The organism is Dokdonia sp. R86516, assembly GCF_044596715.1.
GTDB lineage: Bacteria > Bacteroidota > Bacteroidia > Flavobacteriales > Flavobacteriaceae > Dokdonia.
In genome coordinates this window covers 124,378-150,173 of sequence record NZ_CP138998.1, presented here as the reverse complement: position 1 = coordinate 150,173, position 25,796 = coordinate 124,378, and the positions used below count along the sequence as shown (strand labels likewise).

Here is a 25,796-nt window from a genome sequence, read left to right as displayed (position 1 = left end):
AATCAAAAGTGGTAGTTAGTTTTGTACAATTACCCATTGTCCTTTTGCAAGGAGTGGTTCTGCTTGTTTGAACTTTACTTCCTTAGTCTCGCCGTTCATCACGTTTTTAATAGTAACGCGGTCATTACGGCCTATTTTAGGCTGAGACCTTACTATAGTCTCTGTTACTTGTTGCTGCTGTGGCTGTGTGTTTCCAGCTGCTCTTGTCTGCGTAGAGCGCTCATCAAGATTAGGAATTTCTTCTTTTTGAGTTTGTGTTTGTTCACGAGTTTCACGCACTTGAGAAGCATCACTTACTTGCTGCTGGTTGCCTTGTGGAATTTCTCCTTTAAATAAGAAAGAAATTACGTCCTTATTTACTTTATCAATCATCGTTTTGAAAAGCTCAAAAGCTTCAAACTTATAGATGAGTAAAGGATCTTTTTGCTCGTGTACAGCAAGGCGAACACTCTGCTTAAGTTCATCCATCTTACGAAGGTGATCTTTCCAAGCGTCATCTATAATGGCAAGAGTAATATTCTTTTCAAAATCTGTTACTAGTTGCTTACCATCAGTCTCGTAAGCTTCTTTAAGATTTGTTACTACACGTAGCTCTTTGTTTCCGTCAGAAAAAGGAACAACAATACGTTCAAACTTTGCAGCAGGATCTTCATACACTCGCTTGATGATAGGGAATGCAAGGTCTGCATTCTTAGTCATCTTCTCTCTGTAGTGCTCAAAAGAGGCTTTGTAAATGATATCTGTAAGGTCCTTTGCAGATTTACTTGCAAACTCACTTTCACTCACTGGGCTCGTCATTGAGAAATAACGGATGAGCTCGAACTCAAAGTTCTTGTAATCTTGAGCCTGCTTGTTTGACTCTACAATTACCTCAGAAGTATCATAAATCATGTTTGCGAGATCTACTCGTAAACGCTCTCCGTAAAGTGCATGGCGACGACGCTTGTACACCACTTCACGTTGCATATTCATCACATCATCATACTCGAGAAGGTTCTTACGTACACCAAAGTTATTTTCTTCTACTTTTTTCTGGGCACGCTCAATAGATTTTGAAATCATTCCATGTTGGATAACTTCTCCTTCCTTAAGACCCATTCTGTCCATCATCTTTGCAATACGCTCAGAACCAAATAAACGCATCAAGTTATCTTCAAGAGATACATAAAACTGTGAGCTTCCTGGATCTCCTTGACGTCCAGAACGACCACGTAGCTGTCTGTCTACACGACGAGAGTCATGACGCTCTGTACCTATAATGGCAAGACCGCCGGCCTTTTTTACTTCGTCAGATAATTTAATATCTGTACCACGACCTGCCATGTTTGTTGCGATAGTAACCACGCCTGGATTACCAGCCTCTGCAACAATATCTGCTTCTCTTTTATGGAGCTTTGCATTAAGTACATTGTGAGGAATCTTACGTAGTGTAAGCATTTTCCCAAGTAATTCTGAAATCTCTACAGAAGTCGTACCAATTAGTACAGGACGTCCAGCTTTAGAAAGCTCTGTTACTTCATCAATTACTGCATTATACTTCTCGCGTTTAGTTTTGTAAACTAAATCGTCTTTATCTTTTCTAGCAATTGGGCGGTTAGTAGGAATCTCTACAACGTCAAGTTTGTAGATTTCCCAAAGTTCGCCAGCCTCTGTTACCGCTGTACCTGTCATACCAGATAGCTTGCGATACATACGGAAGTAATTTTGAAGTGTTACCGTTGCAAAAGTTTGTGTAGCATCCTCAATTTTTACATTTTCTTTTGCCTCAATCGCTTGGTGTAGACCATCACTGTAACGACGACCATCCATAATACGACCGGTTTGCTCATCTACAATCATTACTTTGTTATCCATTACTACATACTCTGTATCTTTTTCAAATAAAGTGTATGCTTTAAGCAATTGGTTCATGGTGTGGATACGCTCAGACTTAATCCCAAAATCCTTAAAAAGCTCTTCTTTTTCTGCAGCTTCTTCTTCTGGTGATAATCCTTTTGCCTCTATCTTTCCTATCTCTAGGCCTATCTCAGGCATTGTGAAGAAATCAGGGTTTTCTTTTCCAGAAAGTGTTTCTATCCCCTTATCAGTAAGTTCAATCTGGTTGTTCTTTTCGTCTATCGTGAAGTATAGTGCCTCATCTATTTGATGCATTTCACGGTTATTATCTTGCATGTAGAAGTTCTCCGTCTTTTGTAATAACTGGCGTATTCCTTCTTCACTCAAGTATTTTATAAGGGCTTTATTTTTAGGTAACCCACGGTATACTCGTAAGAGTTGTTTACCACCTTCCTTTGTATCACCAGCAGCAATAAGTTTTTTTGCTTCTGGAAGTACTTTTACAAGCTCTTGGCGTTGTATGTTTACAATCTTCTCAATTTGCGGCTTAAGCGCATTAAATTCATGCACATCTCCTTTAGGTACAGGTCCAGAAATAATAAGTGGTGTACGTGCATCATCTACAAGAACAGAATCTACCTCATCTACAATCGCATAATTAGGAGGTCTTTGTACAAGATCTTCAGGTTTATGTGACATATTATCACGTAGGTAGTCAAAACCAAATTCGTTATTTGTACCATACGTAATATCTGCCGCATATGCTGCACGACGCTCAGGGCTATTAGGTCTGTGATAATCTATACAATCTATTGTCATCCCATGGAACTGGAATATAGGAGCCATCCACGCGCTATCACGCTTTGCTAGGTAGTCATTTACGGTTACTAGGTGTACTCCATTCCCCGTAAGTGCGTTGAGATATACTGGTAGGGTAGCCACAAGTGTTTTACCTTCTCCCGTTTGCATCTCTGCAATTTTTCCTTGGTGCATTGCGATACCACCTATGAGCTGTACATCATAGTGAATCATATCCCATGTTACTTCTTTTCCGGCAGCATCCCAGCTATTTGACCAGATAGCTTTATCACCTTCTAATGTCACATAATCTTTTGTGCCACTAAGTAAGCGATCATACTCTGAGGCAGTAACCTCAAGTGCTGTGTTATTAGTAAAGCGTTTTGCAGTTTCTTTTACAACGGCATAAGCCTCCGGTAATATTTCGGTGAGTGTTTTTTCAGATATTTCGTATGCTTCGTCTTTAAGCTTGTCAATTTCTGCATAAACGTCCTCGCGTTCATCAATATCTTCGGTAGCCTCGGCTTTGATTTTTAGCGCTTCGGTAGCGTCTGTATTTTCCTTAAGCGCAGCGGCTAGCGTTCTTTTGAATTCAAGAGTTTTTTCGCGTAAGCTATCCAGAGATAATTTTTCTAAAGCTGCTTCGTGGGCTTTGATTTCGGCTACAATAGGAGTGATTGCTCCTACATCTTGTTTAGACTTATCGCCTACAAAAATCTTTAATACATTATCTAAAAATCCCATAATATGGTGTTGTTTTATGTCAATTTTGAACCCGTAAATTTAATCAAAAAAAAAGCCTCATAGAGAGACTTTTTAGTGTTTTAACGGGTATATTTTTAATATTCGTCTTCGTTCCAGAGGTAATCCTCGTCTGAGGGATAGTCTGGCCAGATCTCTTCGATAGAATCATAAGAGTCACCTTCATCCTCAATAGCCTGTAGATTTTCTACAACCTCAAGTGGTGCTCCTGTTCTAATCGCATAATCGATCAACTCATCTTTAGTAGCAGGCCAAGGCGCGTCACTTAGGTAAGAAGCTAGTTCAAGTGTCCAGTACATAGCATTTGTTTTTTTAATTTGTGCAAAAATAATTTTTCTAGGCAGAAATGCAAGTGAATTGGTGATTATTTCAAAATAAATGTAAGAACGTGGCTTTCAGACCTTGTAAAGTGGTGGATTTCGCTTTCGCGAAAATTTTCCTTCCTCTTAATAGTGCTTTTTCTGTAATCGGTACTCTTAATCTAGCTTTGTAGGTATCCATTTAACCTCATCTGCTTGTAAGTCTTTAGACAACTTCCGTGCCAGTACAAATAGGTAGTCAGATAGGCGGTTGAGATATTTAAGAGTATGTGCGTCAAAAGGCTCTAATTCATAAAGTGCTGTAGCTAAACGTTCTGCGCGTCTACACACTGTACGGGCTACGTGACAATATGACACGGTAGTGTGACCGCCAGGGAGTACAAAATGTGTCATTTGAGGTAGCGTTGTTTCCATCCAGTCTATCTCCTTTTCTAGTAGCTCAATATCCTCTTCATTAATTTTTGGAATATTGAGTCTATCCTTTCCATTTTTGAGTACCATTTTTTCTGGATCTGTTGCCAGTACAGCACCTACAGTGAATAGTTTATTTTGGATATGCGTGAGTATTTCTTTGCTGCGTACATCAATTTCTTGATCGCGTACTAGCCCTATAAACGAGTTAAGCTCGTCTACAGTACCATAACTGTCTATTCTTATATGATGTTTTGGGACACGGGTTCCGCCAAATAAAGCGGTAGTTCCTGCATCTCCAGTCTTTGTGTATACTTTCATTATCTTTTTTTTCTGAACTAGTGACTAATACTAGTGTTTAAGATTGAGATTTCTTTTTAATGGTGCTTATGGCACTGTAACTTATAGCCATAAGTGCTCCAAATAGCATTGCTTTAAAAATAGGATTCACTTGTGTTTTTAGATTGTCATATGCATGACGAGAATTTTACAAATTTTACGAGTAGTATGTAAACGAGTTACTTGTTTTCCCTTTCCTTCATTTTCTTGCTCAGACCTTCACCAAATTTACGTGTTCTTCTCCCTCGTTGATTTGAAGTATTACGTTTGCTATTTGCAAATACTAGAAGAAATAGAAGCGATACACCTATAATACTGACTATAATCTGTGTGGTAGGGGAGAGGTCATCAAAAAAATCCATATTCATGTGGTTTCAGAGTGATAGTAATTTCATAAATATTACTTACCCTTATTTTTGTTTTAAAGATACGACAAAGTACTGTTTATTCTCTTCATCACTTTCAGGTCCCTGTACTTGGTAAGTTGCAATGAGCTCATCTGCTCCTAAGACATTTGCGTCTTTTAATTCTTCTAACCAGTCTTTACTATCTACATGAACGTTTATAAGAGAGACGCCTCTCATATCACTATCAGCTAGTTTTGTGTTTTCTAAGAAAGCACCGTCTAGTACCGCTTTGATTAAAGTAGCCCCATTGAGTTGAGCGCCTTTAAGGTCTGCATTTGTAAGAATGGCGTTGTTTAATTGAGATCTCGTAAAATCAGTGTTTTTGAGATTTGCTCCTTTTAGATTTGCGTTCCATAAGTCTGCATAAGATAGATCTGCATCGGGCATATCAATATTTGCAAGTTGCGCTCCAAAGAGATTAGCTCTTTTTAAATACACATTACTAAAGGATGTGGTAAAAATATTTTGAAGACTTTTCTTGTTCATCCCACTATTAATAATGGCGAGTAGAAATTGTCCTTTTTCTGGACTCAGCGGTTTTGTGAGAATTTCATCTTCTAGAAAGCGATAAGGTCTAAAACCATAGAGCAATGCTTGAATACGAGCTATAAGAGGTTTAGATATGGATGCCGAATTTTGTAGTTCATCATGTACTTGATCGAGTACATTGTCCATGAGAAAGACTAGGTTATTTCTTCTGCTAGCCTCTTCTAGATAGACCTGTTGTTGTATCCTTTCATTTTGGATGTCTAATTTTTTATTCTGCTGGAATAATATGCCTGTTTGAATTAAAATTAAGAATACGGGAATCACTGCAAATAGTAGAGTAAATAGACCTATACGAGTGATGCGTTTGACTAGACTGGCAGAGAGTTGGGCAAATGAAGATTTTGATACATTAGGTAGCTCATGATAGACGCGATCAAAACTTTCCTTTAAGTCGGCGCCTGCCCATAGATGAATGCCTTTGAGTGTGGTTGTAAAAACTACTTTTTTATTTGATGAAGACTGTTCTTTAAGCTGCGTTTTTAAAAAATCATTTTCTTGACTTAATAACTCATTTTTACTGAGTGCTTGTTTAAGCTCATCATTCATTAAACTCATAGTTGCATTTTTTTACCAAAATACTATCAAATTCGTAAAGGAGCCCCTATGTTGAGAATAAATATGATTAATAATTCACTCACGAAATAAGCAAATTATTTATTTCTAGTGTCACTCTCAATGACTCCATCACGTAATCTAATCACGCGATGTGCATGCTCTGCAATATCTTCCTCGTGTGTTACTAGGATTACGGTATTTCCTGCAGCATGGATTGCATCAAAAAGTGCCATGATCTCAATACCAGTTTTTGAGTCAAGGTTACCTGTAGGCTCATCTGCAAGGATGATGGATGGTTTATTTACTAGGGCACGACCTACTGCAACACGCTGTCGTTGTCCTCCTGAAAGTTGGTTAGGTTTGTGGTCCATACGATCGGCAAGACCTACATCTGTGAGAACCTCTTCGGCACGAGCATTACGTGCAGATTTTGAAAGCCCAGCATAAACCATTGGTAAGGCTACATTGTCAAGAGCTGTGGTTCTAGGAAGTAAATTAAACGTTTGGAATACAAAACCTATTTCTGTGTTGCGTACTTCAGCTAGCTCATCATCTGTCATCTGGCTTACATCACGTCCATTAAGAACATAGGATCCAGCGGTTGGAGTGTCAAGACAACCCAAAAGATTCATAAGTGTAGACTTACCAGAACCAGAAGGCCCCATGAAAGCAACATACTCGCCCTTATCAATATCAAGATCTATACCCTTGAGCACGTGCACAGTTTCTGTTCCCAATGGGAAGTCACGAATGATGTTTCTAATTTTAATAAGGTTGCCCATAGAATGTTCGGTTTGCTATAAGAAGAGATTAACGCCTAAATGTTACACAATTTATGTAAAAAATTATCTAGTAGATAGGAACCGTAACGTTTTAAAATTAGCATTTGCTATTGTCTAATAACTATCCTAGTGGATTGTGTGCTATTAGTAGCGTGATGAAATGGCATTACAGTCTAATGTAAAAGTCTTCCTTAGCCTGCTGTGGTCTGAAGAATGCCATCCCAAAATGAAAAGCATCTATGGTCGCAGATATTTCTGGCATTTTCTTAATAGTTTGCCAGGCTTCTGTCATTTCTGGTGACCAGTGAATGTCGTCAAACATCCAGACAGTATCTGCTGTAGTTGTGCGAAGAAGTGATGATACATAATCTAGCGTGGCTTGCTTAGAGTGATTTCCGTCAAAATATATGAATTCAAACTTTTTATGATTGTGTTTTACAATCTCATCATTAAAGTCTCCTACGCAAAGCGTTACGTTAGTCACGTTTGCAGCATCTAGCTCCTTTTTTGCTACGGCCGCAGTATTAGGGCAGCCTTCTATAGTAGTGACATGTGCTGTATTTTGAATAGCGAGTGCTGCAGTGGCAACGCCTAGCGAAGTACCAAGTTCTAATACCTCTTTAGGTTGAAAATATGCCATAAGACGTTGCAGTAAAAGTACTCTTTTATGAGTAGCTCCAGCATATCTAGCAATGTCTCTTACTTTTCGTTGAGCCGATTTAAACACTCGTGAACCTGCGCCAAAATCCATGACCTCTATGCTCGTCTCGTTATCTAGTAGGGCTTTCTTGTATGTGTTGATTTTTTGTGAAATAGCAGGATCAGACGTGCCACGCAAGACCTCTTTCTCTAACTTAAATATAAACGGAGAATGTATCCCATGCAGGTGAAATGTCTTTGGGAGCCATTTTAAATAGGTGATTATGGAGTGTTTGTACTGGTTCACTTTGTAGGATATGAGCTATTTTGAGGTGTTCTTTATAATTGAGGTGGTCGTTTACAATTACTTATCCTTCCATCTTAGATGATAATTCAAACCATCGTTCCTCTTTTGAGGATATAGCGTCTATTATTTTCTGTAATTTCAGGCTTTCTTCGGTGATTTGATCTTGAGTAAGGTCAGGGTTTAAAAATACCTTCTGCTTTTCTTCTTTCTCGCGTTCTAGTTTTGCTATATCACGCTCTAATTTTGTATGTTCTTTTTGCTCATTATAACTAAGCGTTCCTGTGTGCTGTTGCTCTTTCCAAGATTTTGTTTCGGCAGCAGCGGCGTCTATAGATTCGTTAAATTTTTGCTTATTCTCTAGCTGTGCTTGTTCTTTTTCTGCTTTCGCGAAAGCGTTACTTATCCCACCCTCGTAAGCTCTAAAATCTGAGTAATTACCTGGGAAATCTTCTACTACAGCATCCCCTTTAAAAACAAAAAGGTGATCTACAATCTTATCCATAAAGTAACGGTCGTGAGAAACCACCACGAGGCAACCTGGGAAATCTAGTAAAAATTGCTCTAATACGTTAAGTGTTACAACGTCCAGGTCGTTTGTAGGTTCATCAAGAATCAAGAAGTTAGGATTCTGGATGAAAATGGTACATAAGTAAAGACGCTTGCGCTCTCCACCACTCAATCGCTCTACAAAATCATATTGTTTTTTACGGTCAAAAAGGAAGCGTTCTAGTAACTGTCCAGCAGAGATTGTTCTGCCTTTTTTAAGTGGGATGTGATCGCCAAATTCTTTAATAACATCTATTACCTTTTGTCCTTCTTTGATGTTTATTCCTTTCTGAGTGTAGTAGCCAAACTTTACAGTGTCGCCCACAATAACTTTTCCGGAATCTGGTGCCAGCTCACCCGTCATCATGTTGAGAAAAGTAGTTTTACCTGTTCCATTTTTACCTATAATCCCAACGCGCTCTCCAGTTTTGAAAACGTATTCAAATTGATCAAGTAATTTGAGATCACCAAAGGATTTACTGATTTTATGAAACTCAAGAATTTTACTTCCCATACGCTCCATATTAATCTCAAGCTGCACAGTATGGTCATTGCGACGCTCATGTGCACGAGATTTAATCTCTGCAAAGTCATCTATACGTGACTTTGACTTTGTGGTACGTGCCTTAGGCTGGCGACGCATCCACTCGAGTTCTTTCTTGTAAAGTTGCTTTGCTTTTCCCGTTTCTGTCTCCCATGCAGCAATGCGCGCATCCTTGTTCTCGAGGTAATAAGCATAGTTACCTTTATAACTATATAGCACACCACCCTCAAGCTCTACAATCTCATTACACACATTCTCCAAAAAGTAACGGTCGTGCGTTACCATAAAGAGTGTGATATTCTCAGTGCGAAAATAATCTTCTAGCCACTCAATCATCTCTAGGTCAAGGTGGTTAGTAGGCTCGTCTAGTATGGCAAGATCTGGTTTAGTGAGCATCATTTGAGCTAGTGCAAGGCGCTTTTTTTGTCCACCACTAAGTAGCTCAACTTTACGATCCATGTCGTTAAGTTTCAACTTGAAAAGGATCTGTTTATATTGTGTTTCAAAATCCCATGCTTGTGCAACTTCCATGGCGTCAAATGCTTTTTGGTAAGCATCTGCATCCTCCATATTGAGGAGTGCCTTCTCGTAATTTGCAATGGTTTTAAGAATAGGATTATCGTGAGCAAATATGGTTTCCTCTACGGTAAGATTAGGATCTAGATCCGGTTCTTGAGGTAAAAACGAAATCGTAATTCCCTTTCTACTGACTACTTGACCACTATCTGGAGCTTCTAGTCCGGCAATAATATTGAGGAGTGAGGTTTTACCTGTTCCATTTTTGGCAACAAAGCCTATTTTTTGATCTTTGTTAATACCGAACGCAATGTCTTTAAAAAGATGGTGTTCGCCAAAGGATTTTGATACGTTTTCTACAGAGAGGTAATTCATCAGGAAATAGTGTAGATGCAATACGTTGCACCATTTACGATTAGTTGGTCACATGAGTGCTCAACCAGTATTTTAGTATTGTGGTATGCGTTTACGCTTTCGCGAAAGCAAAAATAACGCTTACAAATAGAAATTACTTGATTTTAAGTCGTTGCGTAGTGTAGTTTTTATTTAATTTCTGATAATTTCAAGCTAATAATTAAGCATCAATCTGTGAACGTTTTATTTTTATCGATGAAGTGCTATATTTGTGATGCCTAACTTTACATAAATGAGATACCTGATCATACTGCTTTTACTCGTAATTGTCGCGAGTACAGCCTCTTGTGTGCCCCTTAAAGATATTACCTATTTGCGCGAGACAGAACGTGCAACTGATAGTATTGTATCTCTACAGCAACAGCAACCACCATATCGTGTGCAAGTAGGAGATATATTAAGCATTCGCTTGAAAGCATTGGATCAACAATTGGTTGACTTTTTTAATCCATCCAGCAATGGAGGAGTTTCACTAGACGAAGGCTTTTATTATGATGGTTTTGCTATAGATACTCACGGAAATATACGTGTTCCTGAACTAGGTGAAATTAACGTCTTGGGAAGAACCACCGACGAAATAAGGGAAATCATCGAAAAAAGACTACTAGCCGATTATATAAAAGACGAGGCAGATTTATTTGTGACTGTAAAACTACCAGGAATACGGTATACACTAGTAGGAGAGATAGGAACCTCTGGAACCCAAAATGTGCTTGCAGAAAAAGTCTCGATACTTGAGGCTATTGCAAACGCTGGAGGCGTACCTCTTACCGGTGACCTTACAGATGTACTGATTATAAGACAATATCCCGGAGGGCAGCGAGTACATCATGTGGACCTTACAAAGATTGATGTGATGCAGTCGCCTTATTATTACATACAACCTAATGATATTATTACGGTAAACCCGCTACCCCAAAAGGCAATTGGTATTGGTACTACGGGGCTTCAGGCATTCACTACCATATTAGGATTAGTAACAACACTAGCCTCTGTAATATTACTAGCAACCCGATAAGTGATGGAAGAAGAATTTGACGTACAAAGCTCTGGTGGTTTCTTTGATTTTAAGGGATTCTTGTTTAGGCTCTTAAGCTTTTGGTGGTTATTTGTAATATCATTGGCTATTGCCTTCTCTATTGCGCACTACATAAATGTGCGTAAAGTGCCTATTTATAGAGAGACAAGTATGATCTCTATAAAAGACGATCAAAATCAAATGTTCGGAGGTAATACAAGTTTGGTTTTTAATTGGGGTGGTACTACAGATAAGGTACAAACAAGTATTATCATGCTTAAATCTAGAACACATGCAGAGCGTGTTGTTCAATACCTACAATACTACATAAACTACCAGAAACAAGGTAAATACACCATTGAGGATGTGTATGGATACACGCCATTTAAATTAAAACTTAACGACTCATTCCCTCAACTGTATGGAAAAAGAATCACTGTAGTAGACCAAGGCGATGGTAGTATGAGGCTTACCATACCCTTTAGTGGAGGAAATGCTGCGCTTTTTAATTATAACACCCTTAAACCATCTACAATCCCTGCGCCAGCCACAGATTTTGATCATGTTTTTAAGTTAGGAGATACAATTGATACACCGTTTTTAAAAGGACAATTAATCGCTACAGATGTTTACCCTACCGCCGGTCAGGAGTACTTTGTGAGTATGGGTAATTTTAATGGTACTGCGGGTAGGTATCGTGGTATGGGAGTTACTCAAACTCCGCGAGGGAGTTCTACGTTAGAGTTGAGTCTTGTAGGTACTAATAAGAAGAGACTCATTGATTATCTAAATGCAAGTGTGGAGGTGCGTACAGAAGAGCAATTGCGCCAGAAGAATCTATTTGCTACAAAAACTATAAAGTATATCGATAGTAGTCTCAAGTCTAGTAATGTAGACTTAGACAAGGCATTGAATGATCTTAATTCCTTTCAAAATAAAAATAGTGCCATTACCTTATCAGGAGGAGCAGAACAAATAAGTGAAGAGTTACAAGCTATAGATAACGAGAAAGATGATTTAGCACGACAGCTCGTGTATTATAAGCAACTAGAAGAATATCTAAGAACCCGTACAGATTATACCAATGTGCCAGCTCCATCAGTTACACTTATTAGTGAAGGAAGTATTACAGCTGGGGTGTCAAGTATTATCCAGCTTGCCTTACAACGTAGTAATCTTGCATATACCGCAAAGGAAGGAAACCCAGCTTTTAGAGACCTTGATAGACGTATCGATGCAGAGAAAGCAGTATTGTTTGAAAATATAAGATCTAGCAAATCTCAGATCAATAGTCAGATTTCTAGTTTAAACAGAGAGATAGGTCAAGCCGAAAGGAAGTTAAGACAATTTCCGAAAGAAGAACAAGAACTTGCAGAGATACAACGCCGTTTCACCATAAGCCAAGAAGCTTATAATTTATATACCGCAAAGCGTAGCGAGGCGGAAATAATAAAAGCGTCAAATGTTTCAGATATCTTATTTATCGATAAAGCAAAGGATGTGGGTAGAGGCCCAATAGGTCCAAATACGCAACTCAATAAAGTGATGGCAGCCACTTTTGGAATTGTTATTCCTTTAGCCTTGGTGTTAATTATCTTCTTTTTAGATACAAAAGTTGGCACGCCAGAAGATGTAAAGAAACGATCTTCCATTCCTGTGCTTGGAGTAATAGGTAAAAGCAGGCGATCTTCGGGATTAGTGGTGCGTGATTATCCTCGATCTGCGATGGCAGAAGCTTTTAGAGGTTTACGCTCTGGCTTACAGTTTATGTATAAGAAGAAAGGCGTTGTTGGAGCAAAAACTGTATTAGTGACTTCAAGCGTAAGTGGTGAGGGTAAAACATTTACCTCTATGAATCTTGCTTCCGTTTTCGCTTTAAGCGAAAAGAAAACAGTGCTAGTGGGACTTGATTTACGTAAGCCGAAGATATTTGATGATTTTGAGCTGGAGAATGATAAAGGAGTAGTTAACTACTTGATAGGGGATGCCACGCTAGACGAAGTAAAACAACCTTCAGGTATTGACCATCTAGATGTTATCCTTTCTGGACCTATCCCTCCTAATCCATCAGAGCTTATTATAAGTGACGCGATGGGAGATTTCATTAATAAGCTCAAAGAAGAGTATGACTATATCGTTTTTGATACACCTCCATTGGGTCTTGTATCTGATGCATTTGAGTTAATGCCTTATGTGGATGCTTCTCTATACATGGTGCGTCAAGGCTATACCAGGAAAGATATGCTTGGTCTAGTTACAGATAAGTATGAAAAAGGACAAATAAAGCATGTAAGTTTTGTGCTCAACTATTTCCAACAGAAGCGTAAGTATGGTTATGGCTATGGTTCTGGCTCTGGGTACGGCTATGGCTATGGCTACGGAACCTATAACAATGGCTACCATGAAGAGGAACAAAAAGGAGGCTTGTTAGGTAAGTTAGGAAGGCTAATAAGAGGTCGTAAGTAGAGAGGGTTTATGGTTGAAAAAATGAGAGAGGACGAAGACTGGCTTTACGAGATTAAACCTAAGGGAAGGCTTATAGATTTGAATCTTAAGGAAATTTGGCGCTATAGAGATTTGCTTGTTCTTTTTGTAAAAAGAGATATTGTAACTGTTTATAAACAGACTGTTCTTGGACCTTTATGGTATCTCATACAGCCATTATTTACTAGTGTGGTTTTTACGCTTGTTTTCAACACATTTGCAAATATTGATACCGGTGTTGTTCCTCCATTTTTATTTAATCTTGCTGGAGTTACCTTGTGGAATTATTTCAAAGAATGTCTTAGTACGAGTAGCACTACTTTTACAGCAAACGCAGGACTATTTGGTAAGGTGTACTTCCCTAGGTTTATTGTTCCTGCTTCTAAGGTGATTTCTGGATTATTTAAGTATGGAATACAAATGCTAATTTTTGTTATTTTCTACGCTTATTTTGTCTTCTATAAAGATGCACAAATAGCCCCGTCTTACTTAGTATGGTTGTTTCCTTTTTGTGTAATTAATATGGCACTGTTAGGATTAGGATTTGGAATGATTTTGAGCTCTCTCACCACAAAATATAGAGATCTCACTATTTTGGTGTCTTTCGGAATTAATTTATTAATGTATTTAAGTGCGGTAATGTACCCACTAAGTGAAGCCAAGATAAAAAGTCCTGCGTATGCGTGGATTATAGAGGCAAACCCTCTGGCACAAACTATCGAGTTATACAGAAACGTTCTTCTAGGGGCAGATCATATTGCATTTGGAGGTTTTATAACAAGTTTTTTAATAAGTCTAATTGCTTTCTTTGTTGGATTGGTGGTGTTTAACCACACGGAGAAAACCTTTATAGATACCGTATAGACTAATGAAGCCAACACTAAAACTCAACTTCGTAGACTTCTGGTCTGGTTTTGACCCAAAGAATAACCTATTTACAAAGTTGTTAGTAGGGTATTATGATATAACAATTGCAGAGGATCCTGATTTTGTGTTTTTCTCATGCTATGGTAATGATTATCTCAAGTATAATTGTCCGAGATTATTTTACACTGCAGAGAATAGGGTTACACCAAGATTTGCAGCAGATTATTCTATAACATTTGAATTTTCGAAAAGTAGTACACAATACTATTTTCCTTATTATGCATATGGTTACTTGTTTTTAGATAAGACGGCAGTGTTAACCAAGTTGATTTCTAAAAGTGAGGCATCTGAAATCTGGAATAAGAAAAACCAATTTTGCTGTACCGTAGTCTCAAATCCTAATGGAATAAAACGCAATGCTTTCTTTGACAAACTTAATGCTCGCAAGAAAGTAAATTCAGGTGGGAAATATAAAAATAATGTAGGTGGAGCGGTTAGTAGTAAGCGTGAGTTTATTGAGCTACATAAGTTTGTTTTTGCTTTTGAAAATCAGTCTTACCCTGGATATGTGACAGAAAAGATAACGGATGCTTTGGAAAGCCAGGGTATTCCAATCTATTATGGTGATCCACAAGTAGGGAATGATTTTAATAAAAAACGTTTTTTGAGTTTTGAAGATTATAAATCTATGGATGATCTTATAGATTATATTCTAGAAATTTATAATGATGAAGAAGCATATACCGCTATAATATCAGAACCAATATTTACTAATAATGAATTACCTGAGTATTTAGATTCAGAAAAGTTATTAGCCTTTTTGAAATGGTGTATTAATGATTCTAAGAGTATAGTTCCTAAGGGGCAAACTTATAAAAGACAACTACACAATACTTGGCTTTTAATACGTAGAGGAATTAAAAAGGTTCCCATTTTGAGGCGTACTTTATTAATACAGTACAGATAGTTTATGGAGAAGTTTACTTTAAAAATTGAAAACTTATCTAATCAATGCCGTTTTAGTCTTGTAGGTGCGGGAATATTTTTCCTCTATTTGAACCGTTTCCGTCTAAATTAATAAATACTTCCAAAATGATAAATTACAAAGACCACTTGAAATTATGAGGAAAATTGCAGTAATAGTGCCTTGTTTTAATGAAACTACGCGATTGGATGTTATTTCTTTTCAACAGTTTATATTCGATAATAGTAATTTTTATTTTTATTTTGTCGATGATGGTAGCTCTGATAATACTTATGAATTTCTAATAAATAATTTTGGTCATCTTGAGTGTTGCCAGATTTTAACATCGGGAAGTAATGTTGGAAAAGGGAGAGTTATTCAGTATGCATTAAACTCAATAAACCTTCAATCTTATTGCTATTTTAGTTTTATTGATGCGGATCTTGATATACCATTAAATCAATTAATTTCTTTACAGTCTAATTTAGTATTGGCTCCACGCAATAGTTTAGCATTATCATATCGAAGTCAAAAAAAAATGGGAAATGTTAATTTGTTAAGAAAAATAGGGAGTTCTGTTATTAAGAAAATTGCTAAGAATATTATAGGATTCAAAACTCCCTTAAGAGATACACAATGTGGGTGTAAGATGTTTGATTCGCAGTTAGCATTTTTATTTCAAGAAGAATTTCTCTCAAGTTGGTTATTTGATATTGAATTAATATTAAGATTCAAGTGCAGTGATAAGTTTGTGCGCTCTAATATTTTAGAAGTACCTCTCCTTAGACTAAATTCAAACTCAGGATCAAGTAATATTAACATAACGACAGTCCCAAAGCTGATAATGGATATTTATAAAATTAATAGATGGTACAAATAACGAAGATTAGTAAAAATTTCTTATTAATAGGATTGATTATTCTATTGATACCTTTTTTGTATATTATTCGATTTGCTGAATTGTCTGGAGATGATTATACCAGAGCGATTATGAGTATTAATGATTTTTCCTTGAATTACTCAGATTGGTTTTTTTCTCATAATGGTAGATTTATTAATGGTTTCATAAGTATTCTACCACTTTACGGAAGATATACATTTAAAGTAATTTTGTTAATTAATTTTATCGCTATTCCTGTAATATTAAGAATACTAATAAAACGTTTTGTCAGCTTTAGTGAGATGGATGTAGATAATTCAGTGATGAATATTTCTGCGCTTTTATTGACGCTTTTAATTATAATACAATTACCATTGCCTGTCGAATTTTTCTACTGGATTTCATCAATGACGGTTTATTCATTCTCTTTGCTCTGTTTTCTAATGTTTATTTATGGGTTATTAGGTGTCAAACAAAATATGAAATATGCTGTTTTGGTTGCCTCAATATTTTCTCTATTAGCAATTGGAAATAATGAAATATTTATTTTGTTAAATAATTATATAATTTTTCTTTTTAGTATACACTTTTATTTAAGGTTTAATAAAGTCTGCAGTAAGTTAGTTATAATTCAAATCTTTAGTTTAGTATCTGGATTACTAGTAATTCTAGGTCCCGGTTCTAAAAGCAGACAAAGTCATTTTGAAGATGGTGGTAATATCTTAGCGTCTATTATTTTATCATTAAAGAATACAGTCTCCCTCATAGCTAATCAATTCCTAAATATTGGGGATATTTTGATTCTAGTAATGATTATATTTTTATCAATACTCATTGTGTATTCTAATCGGAGCAATAATTTGATGAAGTCGATCAACATCATTAAATTATGTTTGTTTAGTGTTGGAGCAATATTTCTTATAATATTAACTCCTAATTACGCGATGGGTGGTATATCTTACAACGAAGGAAGGCTAGGAAACCTAATTCAGATTTTACTGCTATTGATTTTTGTTGTCAATATTTTGAATTTTTGTATTATAAAAAAGGATTGGTTTTTGAATTTTTTTAAAAAAACAAAAACTCTTTATTCCATAATTTTAGTAGTATTATTTCTAAACGTTGTTATCTCAGATAATTATTTAAATTTATTGGAAGATTTCAGGAATTCGTCCTTCCTCAAACAAGAAATTGGATTGAATAATAGGATTAACTATCTAAAAAACACTAGTGAAAATAGTATCATTCTTGAAAGAAGATATAAATCAAAAACTTTAAATTATGAAGAACTCACTGTGGATAAGGGGCATTGGTATAATAAAAGTTACATTCTATATCTTAATTATAAGTACGATTTGTCACTAGAAAATATAATAGTTTTTAAGGAAAATAATAAATGAACCATACTATCCTCAAGGTTGAAAACTTATCTAAACAATATCGTCTTGGTCTTGTAGGAACAGGAACGCTTTCTCATGATTTAAACCGTTTTTGGCACAAAATAAGAGGTAAGGAAGACCCATACTTACAAGTAGGAGCTATTAATGACAGAAGTTCTGCTGCTAGCTCAGAATATGTTTGGGCATTGAAGGGTATCAATTTTGAGGTACAACGAGGAGAAATACTAGGTATTATAGGGAAGAATGGTGCCGGTAAATCTACCTTATTAAAGATGCTTTCAAGAGTAACCAGTCCCACTACCGGTAGCATAAAAACAAGAGGTCGTATTGCTAGTTTACTAGAGGTGGGTACTGGTATGCATCCTGAACTTACCGGTAGAGAAAATATTTTTCTAAATGGTGCTATATTAGGAATGACTAAAGCAGAAATTTTGGGAAAAATTGATGAAATTGTAGACTTCTCAGGTTGCCAGATGTATATTGATACTCCAGTAAAACGATATTCTAGCGGAATGCGAGTGCGATTAGGATTTGCGGTCGCCGCATTTCTTGAGCCAGATATTCTTGTGGTAGACGAGGTACTTGCAGTAGGGGATGCCGAATTTCAGAAAAAGGCTATTGGTAAAATGCAAGATATTTCACAGTCAGGAGGTAGGACGGTGCTAGTCGTTAGTCATAATATGGGAACTATACAGCAGCTCTGTAGTAAATGCGTTTTATTAGAACATGGTGCTGTAAGTTATATAGGTAATACTGCAAAGGCTATTGATAAATACTTAGCTGTTGGAAAAATAGAAAAAGAATCATCTTACTTAATAGACTATTTTAAACATCAAAAGGATGATGTTTTTAATCTTAATGCCCTTACGGTAAACCAAGTTAATGCTAATCATAATATGTATTATTCTGATAAAAGTATTGATGTCTATTATGAATTTGAAATCCTAAAGGAGGCGATTGGCCTACGTATTGGTTTTGATTTATTAGATATGAAGTCCGGAGTAACTTTGTGGCGTTCTTATCATGATGACCAAGCTTTAGAGATGGAGCTTATTCCAAAAGGTAAACACTCTATTAATATGAGAATTCCAAGTAATTTATTGAAGTTAGGGTCTTATGGATTAAAACCGCTTGTAGGAATTCACAACAATAGATGGATTGTCAATGATGATAAGTTTGTTTTTTATTTTGATATAGAAAATACAAAAGGAGTAGATGCTATATACACAGGAGGTCGTCCTGGAGTGATAATGCCAGCAATGGACTGGGGAAGTATTAGTAACATAAATTAAAGAAGTAACTGTATGAAATTTAATGCTATCAGTTATAGACTTGCCCGAAAGCTAGCTGCAAAATTATCAAAGTATGTGTCTATTAAGGAGAAGGATTTCGTAAAGAGAGAAACAGAAGATTGGTATAAGATTTTTAAGAAAGAAAAATCATTTACGCACAAACTTTCAAATAATATTAAAATAAATCTATATTCAGATAGTATATTATCACAGCTCATTTATAATGGATTTGAAGAATTAGAGCTGGATTTTTTAAAGGCTAACTTAAGTTCCGGAGATATCTTTTTAGATATAGGTTCAAATATAGGTTTGTTTAGTCTTGTAGCTTCGCAACGTGTTGGTGATGCAGGTCTTGTTGTGGCTTATGAGCCTAACCCTGTTACCTATTCTCGTTTGATCGAGAATATTAAAACTAATAATTTTGATAATATACAAACTCATAATATTGGATTGTCTAATTCAAAAAGTGAGCTTGATTTTTACATCTCTAAGAATGGTTATGATGCATGGAATTCTTTTGCTCCAGAGCCGTCTAAATTACAAGAAAAGATAAAAGTGCCTGTAAGTACTCTTGATTCATTAGTTAAAGAACTTGATGTTGAGAGAATAAAAGTAATCAAAATAGATGTAGAAGGCTGGGAGAAATTTGTATTGCAAGGAGGTCAACAGTTTTTGACAAAATTTAGTCCACTTTTAATAGTTGAATTCGGGGAAGCTAATGCGCTTAATGCCGACTATTACGTACAAGAACTTTTTGCTATTTTAGAAGACATGGGCTATAAGTGGTATGATATTCAACGTGATTTAAGCCTGCTTCCTCACCGTAAAAAACTAGCTTACACTTATTCAAATTTAATAGCAAAAAAGGTTTAAAGGTTTAAATTTTTACGAGTTGTGTATTTATAAATATTCCGTCCATTTGGAGTAACTGACCCGTAGTTTCACTATAAAATCCTGGCTCAATGGAAACAAGTTTAAAATGCTTTTGTGTGAGGTAGTTAATCATGTGGTCAAAAGTTTTCTCACCATCATAAAGAGGGATTAAAGACATCTCTATTTGAATCATTTTAACCTTATCTATAACATCTAAGCCTCCTTCTAAGACATTGTATTCATAGCCCTGGGTATCTATCTTAAGAAAAACATGATCGTTTTCAGAACAATAAGTTTTATAAATATTTGATAATGTATCTATCTGTATTTCTTCCTTATCAACATAAACAGATTGTGGAGCATTGTCTAAATGGGAAGGTAGCATTTCCAATAAAGAACTACTGTATGAATTTTTTGCAACATTTATGATTTTCGACTCTTTGGTAACGCCTAATCCAGCATTAATAACTACCCATTTATTATATGTGTTAGAATTTTTAAGAAGTGTTTGAAATGGTGATTTCATAGGCTCAAAAGAAACAATATTTCCTTTGTAATTAAGGCTTTTAAATTGTTCTAATGCATACTGACCACTATTTGCACCTACATCTATGATTTTATTTATTTCGCAATATAGTTGTAGTTTCTTTCTACGTTCACAGTCCATCGAAATTGCAGATTTTTCAATCAGATCAAATTTCTTTTTTAATAAGTGAATTACTTTACGCTTAATTTTATGTAAAATCATGGGGTAATTTATTTGTTCAAAAATATACCTTTCAATCTAGATATGAATTCGTTTTTTAAAATTGAGATTGAGAAATCATAAAATGACATAGATTCTAAGATTAATAAAGCCATACTATTCATTATATTTCAACTATTATTTTACATCAATAATTAATGATTAAAACGCAAAAGGTTAAAGTCTCAATAATAACGGTTAATTTAAATGACCTTAAAGGGTTAAAGAAAACTTGCGCAAGTGTGTTTTCACAGTCTAACAAAGATTTTGAACATATCATAATTGACGGTGCTTCTGTAGATGGAAGTCTTGATTATATTGAAGTTCACAAAGATAAATTCAACTATTGGATTAGTGAGCCAGATAGCGGTGTTTATAGTGCTATGAATAAAGGTATTCGTCAAGCAACAGGGGATTATATCTTATTTTTAAATAGTGGAGATTTCTTATACAATGAAGATGTGTTTTCAAAAGTTGAAAATTATCTAATCAGAGATATAGACCTTGTCTATGGTAATCTCTGGATTGAAGATGACAAGGGTTATGGATTCACAAACAAGTATCCAAAAATTATTGATTTTAATTTTTTTAAAAGAACTTCGTTAGGTCACGCTTCTACCTTTATTAAACGTTCGCTTTTCGAAAGCTATGGTGTGTATAGAACAGATCTTAAAATTGTATCTGATTGGGCATTTTTTTTTAAACTTATATGCTTAGAGAAAAGATCATATCTCAAAATAGATATTATAATAGCGGTATTCTATGAAGGTGGTTTGTCTACCGCATCTTCATATAATGAGTTACATAAAAAGGAACGTAAAAAAGTACTCCTAGAAAACTATGATCTCTATGATACTAATTTTGACCAGTTACTTATCTCAAATAAACAGCATCAAAAGTTTTATAATAAGATTAATCCAAGAGTAGAATTAGTTACTACCAATAGATTTTTTCTCAAGATTTTAAATTCAATTATTGGATTATTTGCTTTTATTTTAAAAAAGAAAAGATCTTAAAAAGAGAATTACTTTTGAATGACTAAGAATTGGTATTACGCTTTCGCAAAAGCGAAACAACGCTGTACATAGATAATAATAAGTTTTAAAACCTTTAGTTTTGCGCCATGTTCGTATCTGCTGTGATTCCATGTTATAATGCACAATCTACCATAGGTAGGGCTATTGATAGTTTATTACATCAAAGCATTGCTGTAGATGAGATTATAGTTGTAAACGACGGATCTGTAGATAATTCACTTCAAGTGTTACAAGACATAGCGAAAGGGAACGAAAAAATTAAAATTCTTACTCAAGAAAATAAAGGTGTTTCAAATGCAAGAAATGTTGCAATTAATGAAGCTCGTGGCAAATTCATATTGACACTTGACGCAGATGATTATTTTGAATCTACGTTTCTAGAAAAGGCAATTTTGAAGTTTGCGGAAGATGAAAATTATGGTGCCGTGATGTGTGGATATGTAAGAATTATTGATAACAAGAAAGTATTACCCTATATCCCCAGTGAAATTTCTTTAAAGTCCTGTCTATTTAATAATGGCGCACTTTCCTGTCTTTTGTTTAAAAAGAAAGCAATAATTGAGGCTGGAGGTTACGATGAGAAAATGGTAAAAGGGTATGAGGATTGGGATTTAAATATTAGAATTTTAAAGGCTGGATTTACCTTTGGGATTGTACGAGAAGTACTCTTTAATTATGTTGATACAGCAGGTTCAAGAACCTATACAGCTACTTCTAATGATATGGAGCTAAGGATTTATATGTATTATAAATATAAAGAGCTCTACAAGAAAAACGCTTCCTATATTTACCACCAATTAATAAGTCAAAACATACAATTAAGACGTCGCCAGAAAAAGTTTATGCAATCAATTTCTTTTAAGCTAGGAGATAAAATAATAGGAAGTTTGAGAGTTGTGAAGCATATTTTAAACTTTAAACGACAGTAACTGTTATGATATCAATAATAATAGCAACCTATAATAGAGCTCCTTATATACTCGAGACCTTACAATCTATTGCACAGCAAACGTATGAGAACTTTGAGTGCATTATTGTAGATGATGGATCTACAGATAATACAAATGAGATTGTAGCTCCTATCGTCGCAAAAGATAAAAGGTTTACTTATACACTAAGGCCAGAGACACAAAAAAAAGGTGCAAATCATTCTAGAAATTATGGGTTTACACTTTCAAAGGGTGATTACGTAAAGTTTTTTGATAGTGATGACGTAATGTTACCCACTCATCTTGAAGTAAGTATTAATACCCTAGAAAAGAGTCAATATGATTTTGTAGTAGCAGACTGTATAAATTTTGATACTAAAGGACTTTTAGAAAGACCTTACAATATAGATCGTAAAAATTCATCTATATCTGCTCTACGATATGCGCAGTTTAAAACAGCCTGGATAACAAATGATTTATTAGTAAAAAGAGAATTTGCAAATAAACTAAAGTTTGAGGGAGATATTAGAGATCAAGCGAGCGAATACCAGTATAATATAAGGTTACTTTTGCTTACTACTAATGGTTTTTTAATCGATAAGATTCTTACACATAGAAGAATACACGATGATGGATTTGTAGTAAAAGCAAAAAAAGATATGTTGCGCTTTGACATAATGAATGCAGAGCTCTACTACATTACTGCAAAGTATGTTAAAGATCTTGCTCCGGAAGCGCTATTGAGATGGTTATTATCAAGTCACGTATTATTAACTTATAAAGTAGCAACTCAGAAAGTATTTCCCGAAAATGTAATAGGTGCAACACTGTTTTTAGCAAGAATAAATGGTATAAGCGGATTGATGTATCCGCTATCTATTATTTCTGGCTATATTACAGGAAAAGGTTACAAATTAGCTAAGATCGCGAGAGAATAAAGAAAAAATTTGATATTACGCTTTCGCGAAAGCGTAAAACTATCGTAATGAAAATTTTTTTTAAAATCAAATCTGCATTGTAATTTCTTAGTCAAGTAAGTCGTTCTCACAAAAAGATACTTTTCCTATTTTTACAACTTATGGTAAAAAATGTTAGCAATAATGTAACCGTCATTATACCTTGTTATAATGATGGCGCCTATGTTTTAGAGGCACTACAATCTATATTTGCACAAACCATATTACCCAGTAAAATCTATATAGTAGATGATGGTTCTAACATTGAAACAAAGGGAGTTTTAAGAAAAATAAACAATGATCGAGTAGAAATTTTATACCAACAAAATCAAGGAGTATGTACAGCGAGAAATTATGGTATAAATAAAGCTACGACTAAGTACATACTTACTCTAGATGCAGATGATAGTTTTGAAAACACATTTATAGAGAAATCTGTTTATATTCTTGATAATATTACTGAGGTAGGTGTAGTATGTTGTTTTTATAAAGAGTTTGGAGAAGGAGTAGTAAATAAAGATATTATAAGGCCACAAGGTCGCACAGTTACTGATTTTCTCACAAAAAATAATGGTGTTGCTTCTGCTTTATTTAGAAAGGAGTGTTGGGTAGAAGTGGGAGGATATGACACACAATTTAAAAATGGATATGAAGATTGGGATTTTTGGTTATCAATCTTAAGAAATTCTTGGAAAATGGAAATTATAAAAGAGCCACTTTTTAATTACCGCAAAAAAAAATCTTCAAGGGATGCAATTGCCATAGCTTTGTATGATGAGGAATTGAGAATGAAAATTTTTAAAAAGCATAAAGACTTATATACCGAAAATTTAGGCTTCATTTTACAGCAAATGATTTATAAAAATAATATTGCCCAAGACCATTTAGAAAAACTTCAAAAAGGAAGGGAGTACAGGTTAGGACATAGCTTACTTTTACCTATAAAACTTTTAAAACAACTTGTACGTACAAAGTGATGACTATACCCCAGGTGTCCATAATCGTTCCTTGCTATAAACAAGCTCATTATCTTCAAGAGAGTTTGCAATCTGTTTTAGATCAAATTTTTGATGCTTGGGAATGTATCATAGTAAATGATGGAAGTCCAGACAGTACTGAAAATGTGGCTCAAAAGTGGTGTACAAAAGATGCAAGGTTTAAGTATATAAAAAAAACTAATGGTGGTCTATCTAGCGCTCGTAATGCTGGTATAGAGATAAGTCGTGGAGAATTTATCCTTCCGCTAGATGCAGATGATGTTTTACATAAAGCGTTATTAAGTACACTTGTCCCAGTTCTTGAAACTAATCGCGATGTGGCTGTAGTTTCCTGTTATAGTAAGTTTTTTGATGGAACATTAAGTAATATCGTTAATGAGCTAAAACCTAAAGGAGATAGTTATAAACACTTACTTTATGTCAATCAACTAGTTGCTACATCGTTATACCGGAAGAGCCTCTGGAAAGCAGTGGGAGGCTATGATGAGTCTATGAAAAAAGGATTTGAAGATTGGGAGTTTTGGATTGCAATCACAAAATCTGGGTGGAAATATAAAATAATTCCTGAATATTTATTTTACTATAGGAAAGCAGAGAAGTCTATGCTTGTAGATACAATTAATAACCACACTGAAATTGTAAAACAGTACATTATCACTAAGCATAAAGAACTTTATATTGAAGATTTTGAAAACTGTGTAGAAGTTTTTACTTACCACCTTAAGGTAAGCAGGGCAAAAGAGAAACGCTTACAAAATAGTATAGAGTATAAATCAGGAAAAGTTTTACTAAAGCCTTTTAGGTTGTTGGGGCTTTTGAAGACTAAAGATAAAGGGTAATTACTATGAAAATTTCTGTCGTAATAAGAAATAAGAATCAAGAGACCGCCCTTACGTTTTTACTCAAAAATCTAGTAGCGAGATATGCAGAGAATATTGATGAAATAGTTGTTATTGATAATCTCTCTACAGATAATAGTAAACAGGTTGCTGAAACATATGGCTGTCGTTTTGAGAGTATTGAGCAGTTCTCTTATGGCGGTAGTGCAAACTTTGCAGCTAGTAAAGCAAGCCATCCCATTGTTGTAATCTTTAGTGCTCATTCATACCCAGTAAGTCACGACTTTTTTGAACTTATTAGAGAACGCTTTAAAAATAATGATAAGCTCGCAGGGCTTCGTTGTTTGCATAGTTCTAGCGATTATAGAAGCTACATAAACGAGGTAAGTGCAATTGAGGACCCTAATAAAGCAGGCCTTATTTTTTCTGGATCTGCCTTTAGAAAGTCTGTTTGGAAAGTTATTCCATTTAATGAAGATGTAGCAACTTTTGAGGATAAAGAGTGGTCTACACGAGTTCTAAAAGCAGGGTATGATATTGACTTTGTTCCATCCATATTTCATTATCAAATAAAGAGAACAAAAAAGCAACTCTATTTTAGATTTAAAAATGATTTAATAGGTAATTATCAGCTGTGGCATCAAGATGTTAGTTTCTTATCTGCTACAAAGGGATTTATTGCAACGAGTTTTAGACTTAAAGTAGGACTATTAGTTGATCTATGGTATACTCTTAGGCGTTATATTCATACTATTAAGTTTATAATTAATAAACCTAAAAAGTTTTAGT

Annotated in this window: 23 protein-coding genes; 14 read left to right on the top strand and 9 right to left on the bottom strand. The window is 35.1% G+C overall.

Going from position 1 to position 25,796, the window contains the following annotated elements; genetic code table 11:
* Positions 1–15: 15 nt before the first annotated feature.
* The 8 genes from secA to SJY23_RS00655 form a co-directional block, all read right to left on the bottom strand.
* Positions 16–3,378, bottom strand: a complete 3,363-nt coding sequence (gene secA / locus SJY23_RS00690; protein WP_396597082.1) for a preprotein translocase subunit SecA — start codon at positions 3,376–3,378, stop codon at positions 16–18.
* 95 nt (positions 3,379–3,473) lie between these two features.
* Entirely contained in the window at positions 3,474–3,695 is a 222-nt protein-coding gene (locus SJY23_RS00685) for a DUF2795 domain-containing protein (RefSeq protein WP_013751528.1), read from the bottom strand.
* A 177-nt stretch (positions 3,696–3,872) separates the two neighbouring features.
* Positions 3,873–4,448, bottom strand: a complete 576-nt coding sequence (locus SJY23_RS00680) for a cob(I)yrinic acid a,c-diamide adenosyltransferase (RefSeq protein ID WP_396597081.1) — start codon at positions 4,446–4,448, stop codon at positions 3,873–3,875.
* A 197-nt stretch (positions 4,449–4,645) separates the two neighbouring features.
* Positions 4,646–4,828, bottom strand: a complete 183-nt coding sequence (locus SJY23_RS00675) for a hypothetical protein (RefSeq protein ID WP_396597080.1) — start codon at positions 4,826–4,828, stop codon at positions 4,646–4,648.
* 48 nt (positions 4,829–4,876) lie between these two features.
* Positions 4,877–5,977, bottom strand: a complete 1,101-nt coding sequence (locus tag SJY23_RS00670) for a pentapeptide repeat-containing protein (protein WP_396597079.1) — start codon at positions 5,975–5,977, stop codon at positions 4,877–4,879.
* Between the two features lie 95 nt (positions 5,978–6,072).
* A complete protein-coding gene (locus tag SJY23_RS00665) occupies positions 6,073–6,759 on the bottom strand; it encodes an ABC transporter ATP-binding protein (protein WP_396597078.1) in 687 nt (228 codons plus the stop codon).
* 166 nt (positions 6,760–6,925) lie between these two features.
* Entirely contained in the window at positions 6,926–7,705 is a 780-nt protein-coding gene (locus SJY23_RS00660) for an O-methyltransferase (protein WP_396597077.1), read from the bottom strand.
* Positions 7,706–7,766: 61 nt separating this feature from the next.
* A complete protein-coding gene (locus SJY23_RS00655) occupies positions 7,767–9,686 on the bottom strand; it encodes an ABC-F family ATP-binding cassette domain-containing protein (RefSeq protein WP_396597076.1) in 1,920 nt (639 codons plus the stop codon).
* 271 nt (positions 9,687–9,957) lie between these two features.
* Between SJY23_RS00655 and SJY23_RS00650 the strand changes: the two genes are divergently transcribed.
* From SJY23_RS00650 to SJY23_RS00615, 8 genes are all read left to right on the top strand, one after another.
* Positions 9,958–10,743 (top strand): polysaccharide biosynthesis/export family protein, encoded by a 786-nt coding sequence (locus SJY23_RS00650; protein ID WP_035336217.1) that lies wholly within the window; start codon positions 9,958–9,960, stop codon positions 10,741–10,743.
* 3 nt (positions 10,744–10,746) lie between these two features.
* A complete protein-coding gene (locus tag SJY23_RS00645; protein WP_396597075.1) occupies positions 10,747–13,209 on the top strand; it encodes a GumC family protein in 2,463 nt (820 codons plus the stop codon).
* A gap of 21 nt (positions 13,210–13,230) precedes the next feature.
* Positions 13,231–14,091 (top strand): ABC transporter permease, encoded by an 861-nt coding sequence (locus tag SJY23_RS00640; protein WP_396597074.1) that lies wholly within the window; start codon positions 13,231–13,233, stop codon positions 14,089–14,091.
* A gap of 4 nt (positions 14,092–14,095) precedes the next feature.
* The gene (locus tag SJY23_RS00635; RefSeq protein WP_396597073.1) at positions 14,096–15,061 is read left to right on the top strand and encodes a glycosyltransferase family 10 domain-containing protein; all 966 of its coding nucleotides are present in this window, start codon (positions 14,096–14,098) and stop codon (positions 15,059–15,061) included.
* 154 nt (positions 15,062–15,215) lie between these two features.
* Positions 15,216–15,938, top strand: a complete 723-nt coding sequence (locus SJY23_RS00630; RefSeq protein ID WP_396597072.1) for a glycosyltransferase — start codon at positions 15,216–15,218, stop codon at positions 15,936–15,938.
* Positions 15,926–17,338 (top strand): hypothetical protein, encoded by a 1,413-nt coding sequence (locus tag SJY23_RS00625; RefSeq protein WP_396597071.1) that lies wholly within the window; start codon positions 15,926–15,928, stop codon positions 17,336–17,338. Before SJY23_RS00630 ends, SJY23_RS00625 begins: the two co-directional genes overlap by 13 nt.
* Positions 17,335–18,630: a polysaccharide ABC transporter ATP-binding protein gene (locus tag SJY23_RS00620; RefSeq protein WP_396597070.1), complete on the top strand. Its 1,296-nt coding sequence runs from the start codon at positions 17,335–17,337 to the stop codon at positions 18,628–18,630. Before SJY23_RS00625 ends, SJY23_RS00620 begins: the two co-directional genes overlap by 4 nt.
* A 12-nt stretch (positions 18,631–18,642) precedes the next feature.
* Positions 18,643–19,503, top strand: coding sequence for an FkbM family methyltransferase (locus tag SJY23_RS00615; protein WP_396597069.1), 861 nt, complete (start codon positions 18,643–18,645; stop codon positions 19,501–19,503).
* Between the two features lie 4 nt (positions 19,504–19,507).
* Here the strand turns inward: SJY23_RS00615 and SJY23_RS00610 are convergent, their stop codons facing one another.
* Positions 19,508–20,251: an FkbM family methyltransferase gene (locus tag SJY23_RS00610; RefSeq protein ID WP_396597068.1), complete on the bottom strand. Its 744-nt coding sequence runs from the start codon at positions 20,249–20,251 to the stop codon at positions 19,508–19,510.
* 155 nt (positions 20,252–20,406) lie between these two features.
* On the opposite strand from SJY23_RS00610, the gene SJY23_RS00605 reads away from it, so the two are divergent.
* The 6 genes from SJY23_RS00605 to SJY23_RS00580 all read left to right on the top strand — a co-directional run bounded on the left by SJY23_RS00605 (position 20,407) and on the right by SJY23_RS00580 (position 25,795).
* Positions 20,407–21,264 carry a glycosyltransferase family 2 protein gene (locus SJY23_RS00605; RefSeq protein WP_396597067.1) on the top strand — a complete coding sequence of 286 codons (858 nt, stop codon included), beginning with the start codon at positions 20,407–20,409 and terminating at the stop codon, positions 21,262–21,264.
* A gap of 107 nt (positions 21,265–21,371) precedes the next feature.
* Positions 21,372–22,214 carry a glycosyltransferase family 2 protein gene (locus SJY23_RS00600; RefSeq protein ID WP_396597066.1) on the top strand — a complete coding sequence of 281 codons (843 nt, stop codon included), beginning with the start codon at positions 21,372–21,374 and terminating at the stop codon, positions 22,212–22,214.
* 5 nt (positions 22,215–22,219) lie between these two features.
* Complete coding sequence (locus tag SJY23_RS00595; protein WP_396597065.1) at positions 22,220–23,152, top strand: glycosyltransferase family 2 protein; 933 nt, start codon at positions 22,220–22,222, stop codon at positions 23,150–23,152.
* A gap of 140 nt (positions 23,153–23,292) precedes the next feature.
* A complete protein-coding gene (locus SJY23_RS00590) occupies positions 23,293–24,147 on the top strand; it encodes a glycosyltransferase family 2 protein (protein ID WP_396597064.1) in 855 nt (284 codons plus the stop codon).
* Positions 24,147–25,007 carry a glycosyltransferase family 2 protein gene (locus SJY23_RS00585; RefSeq protein ID WP_396597063.1) on the top strand — a complete coding sequence of 287 codons (861 nt, stop codon included), beginning with the start codon at positions 24,147–24,149 and terminating at the stop codon, positions 25,005–25,007. Before SJY23_RS00590 ends, SJY23_RS00585 begins: the two co-directional genes overlap by 1 nt.
* Before the next feature lie 5 nt (positions 25,008–25,012).
* Positions 25,013–25,795 carry a glycosyltransferase gene (locus tag SJY23_RS00580; protein WP_396597062.1) on the top strand — a complete coding sequence of 261 codons (783 nt, stop codon included), beginning with the start codon at positions 25,013–25,015 and terminating at the stop codon, positions 25,793–25,795.
* The last annotated feature ends 1 nt before the right edge of the window (position 25,796 follow it).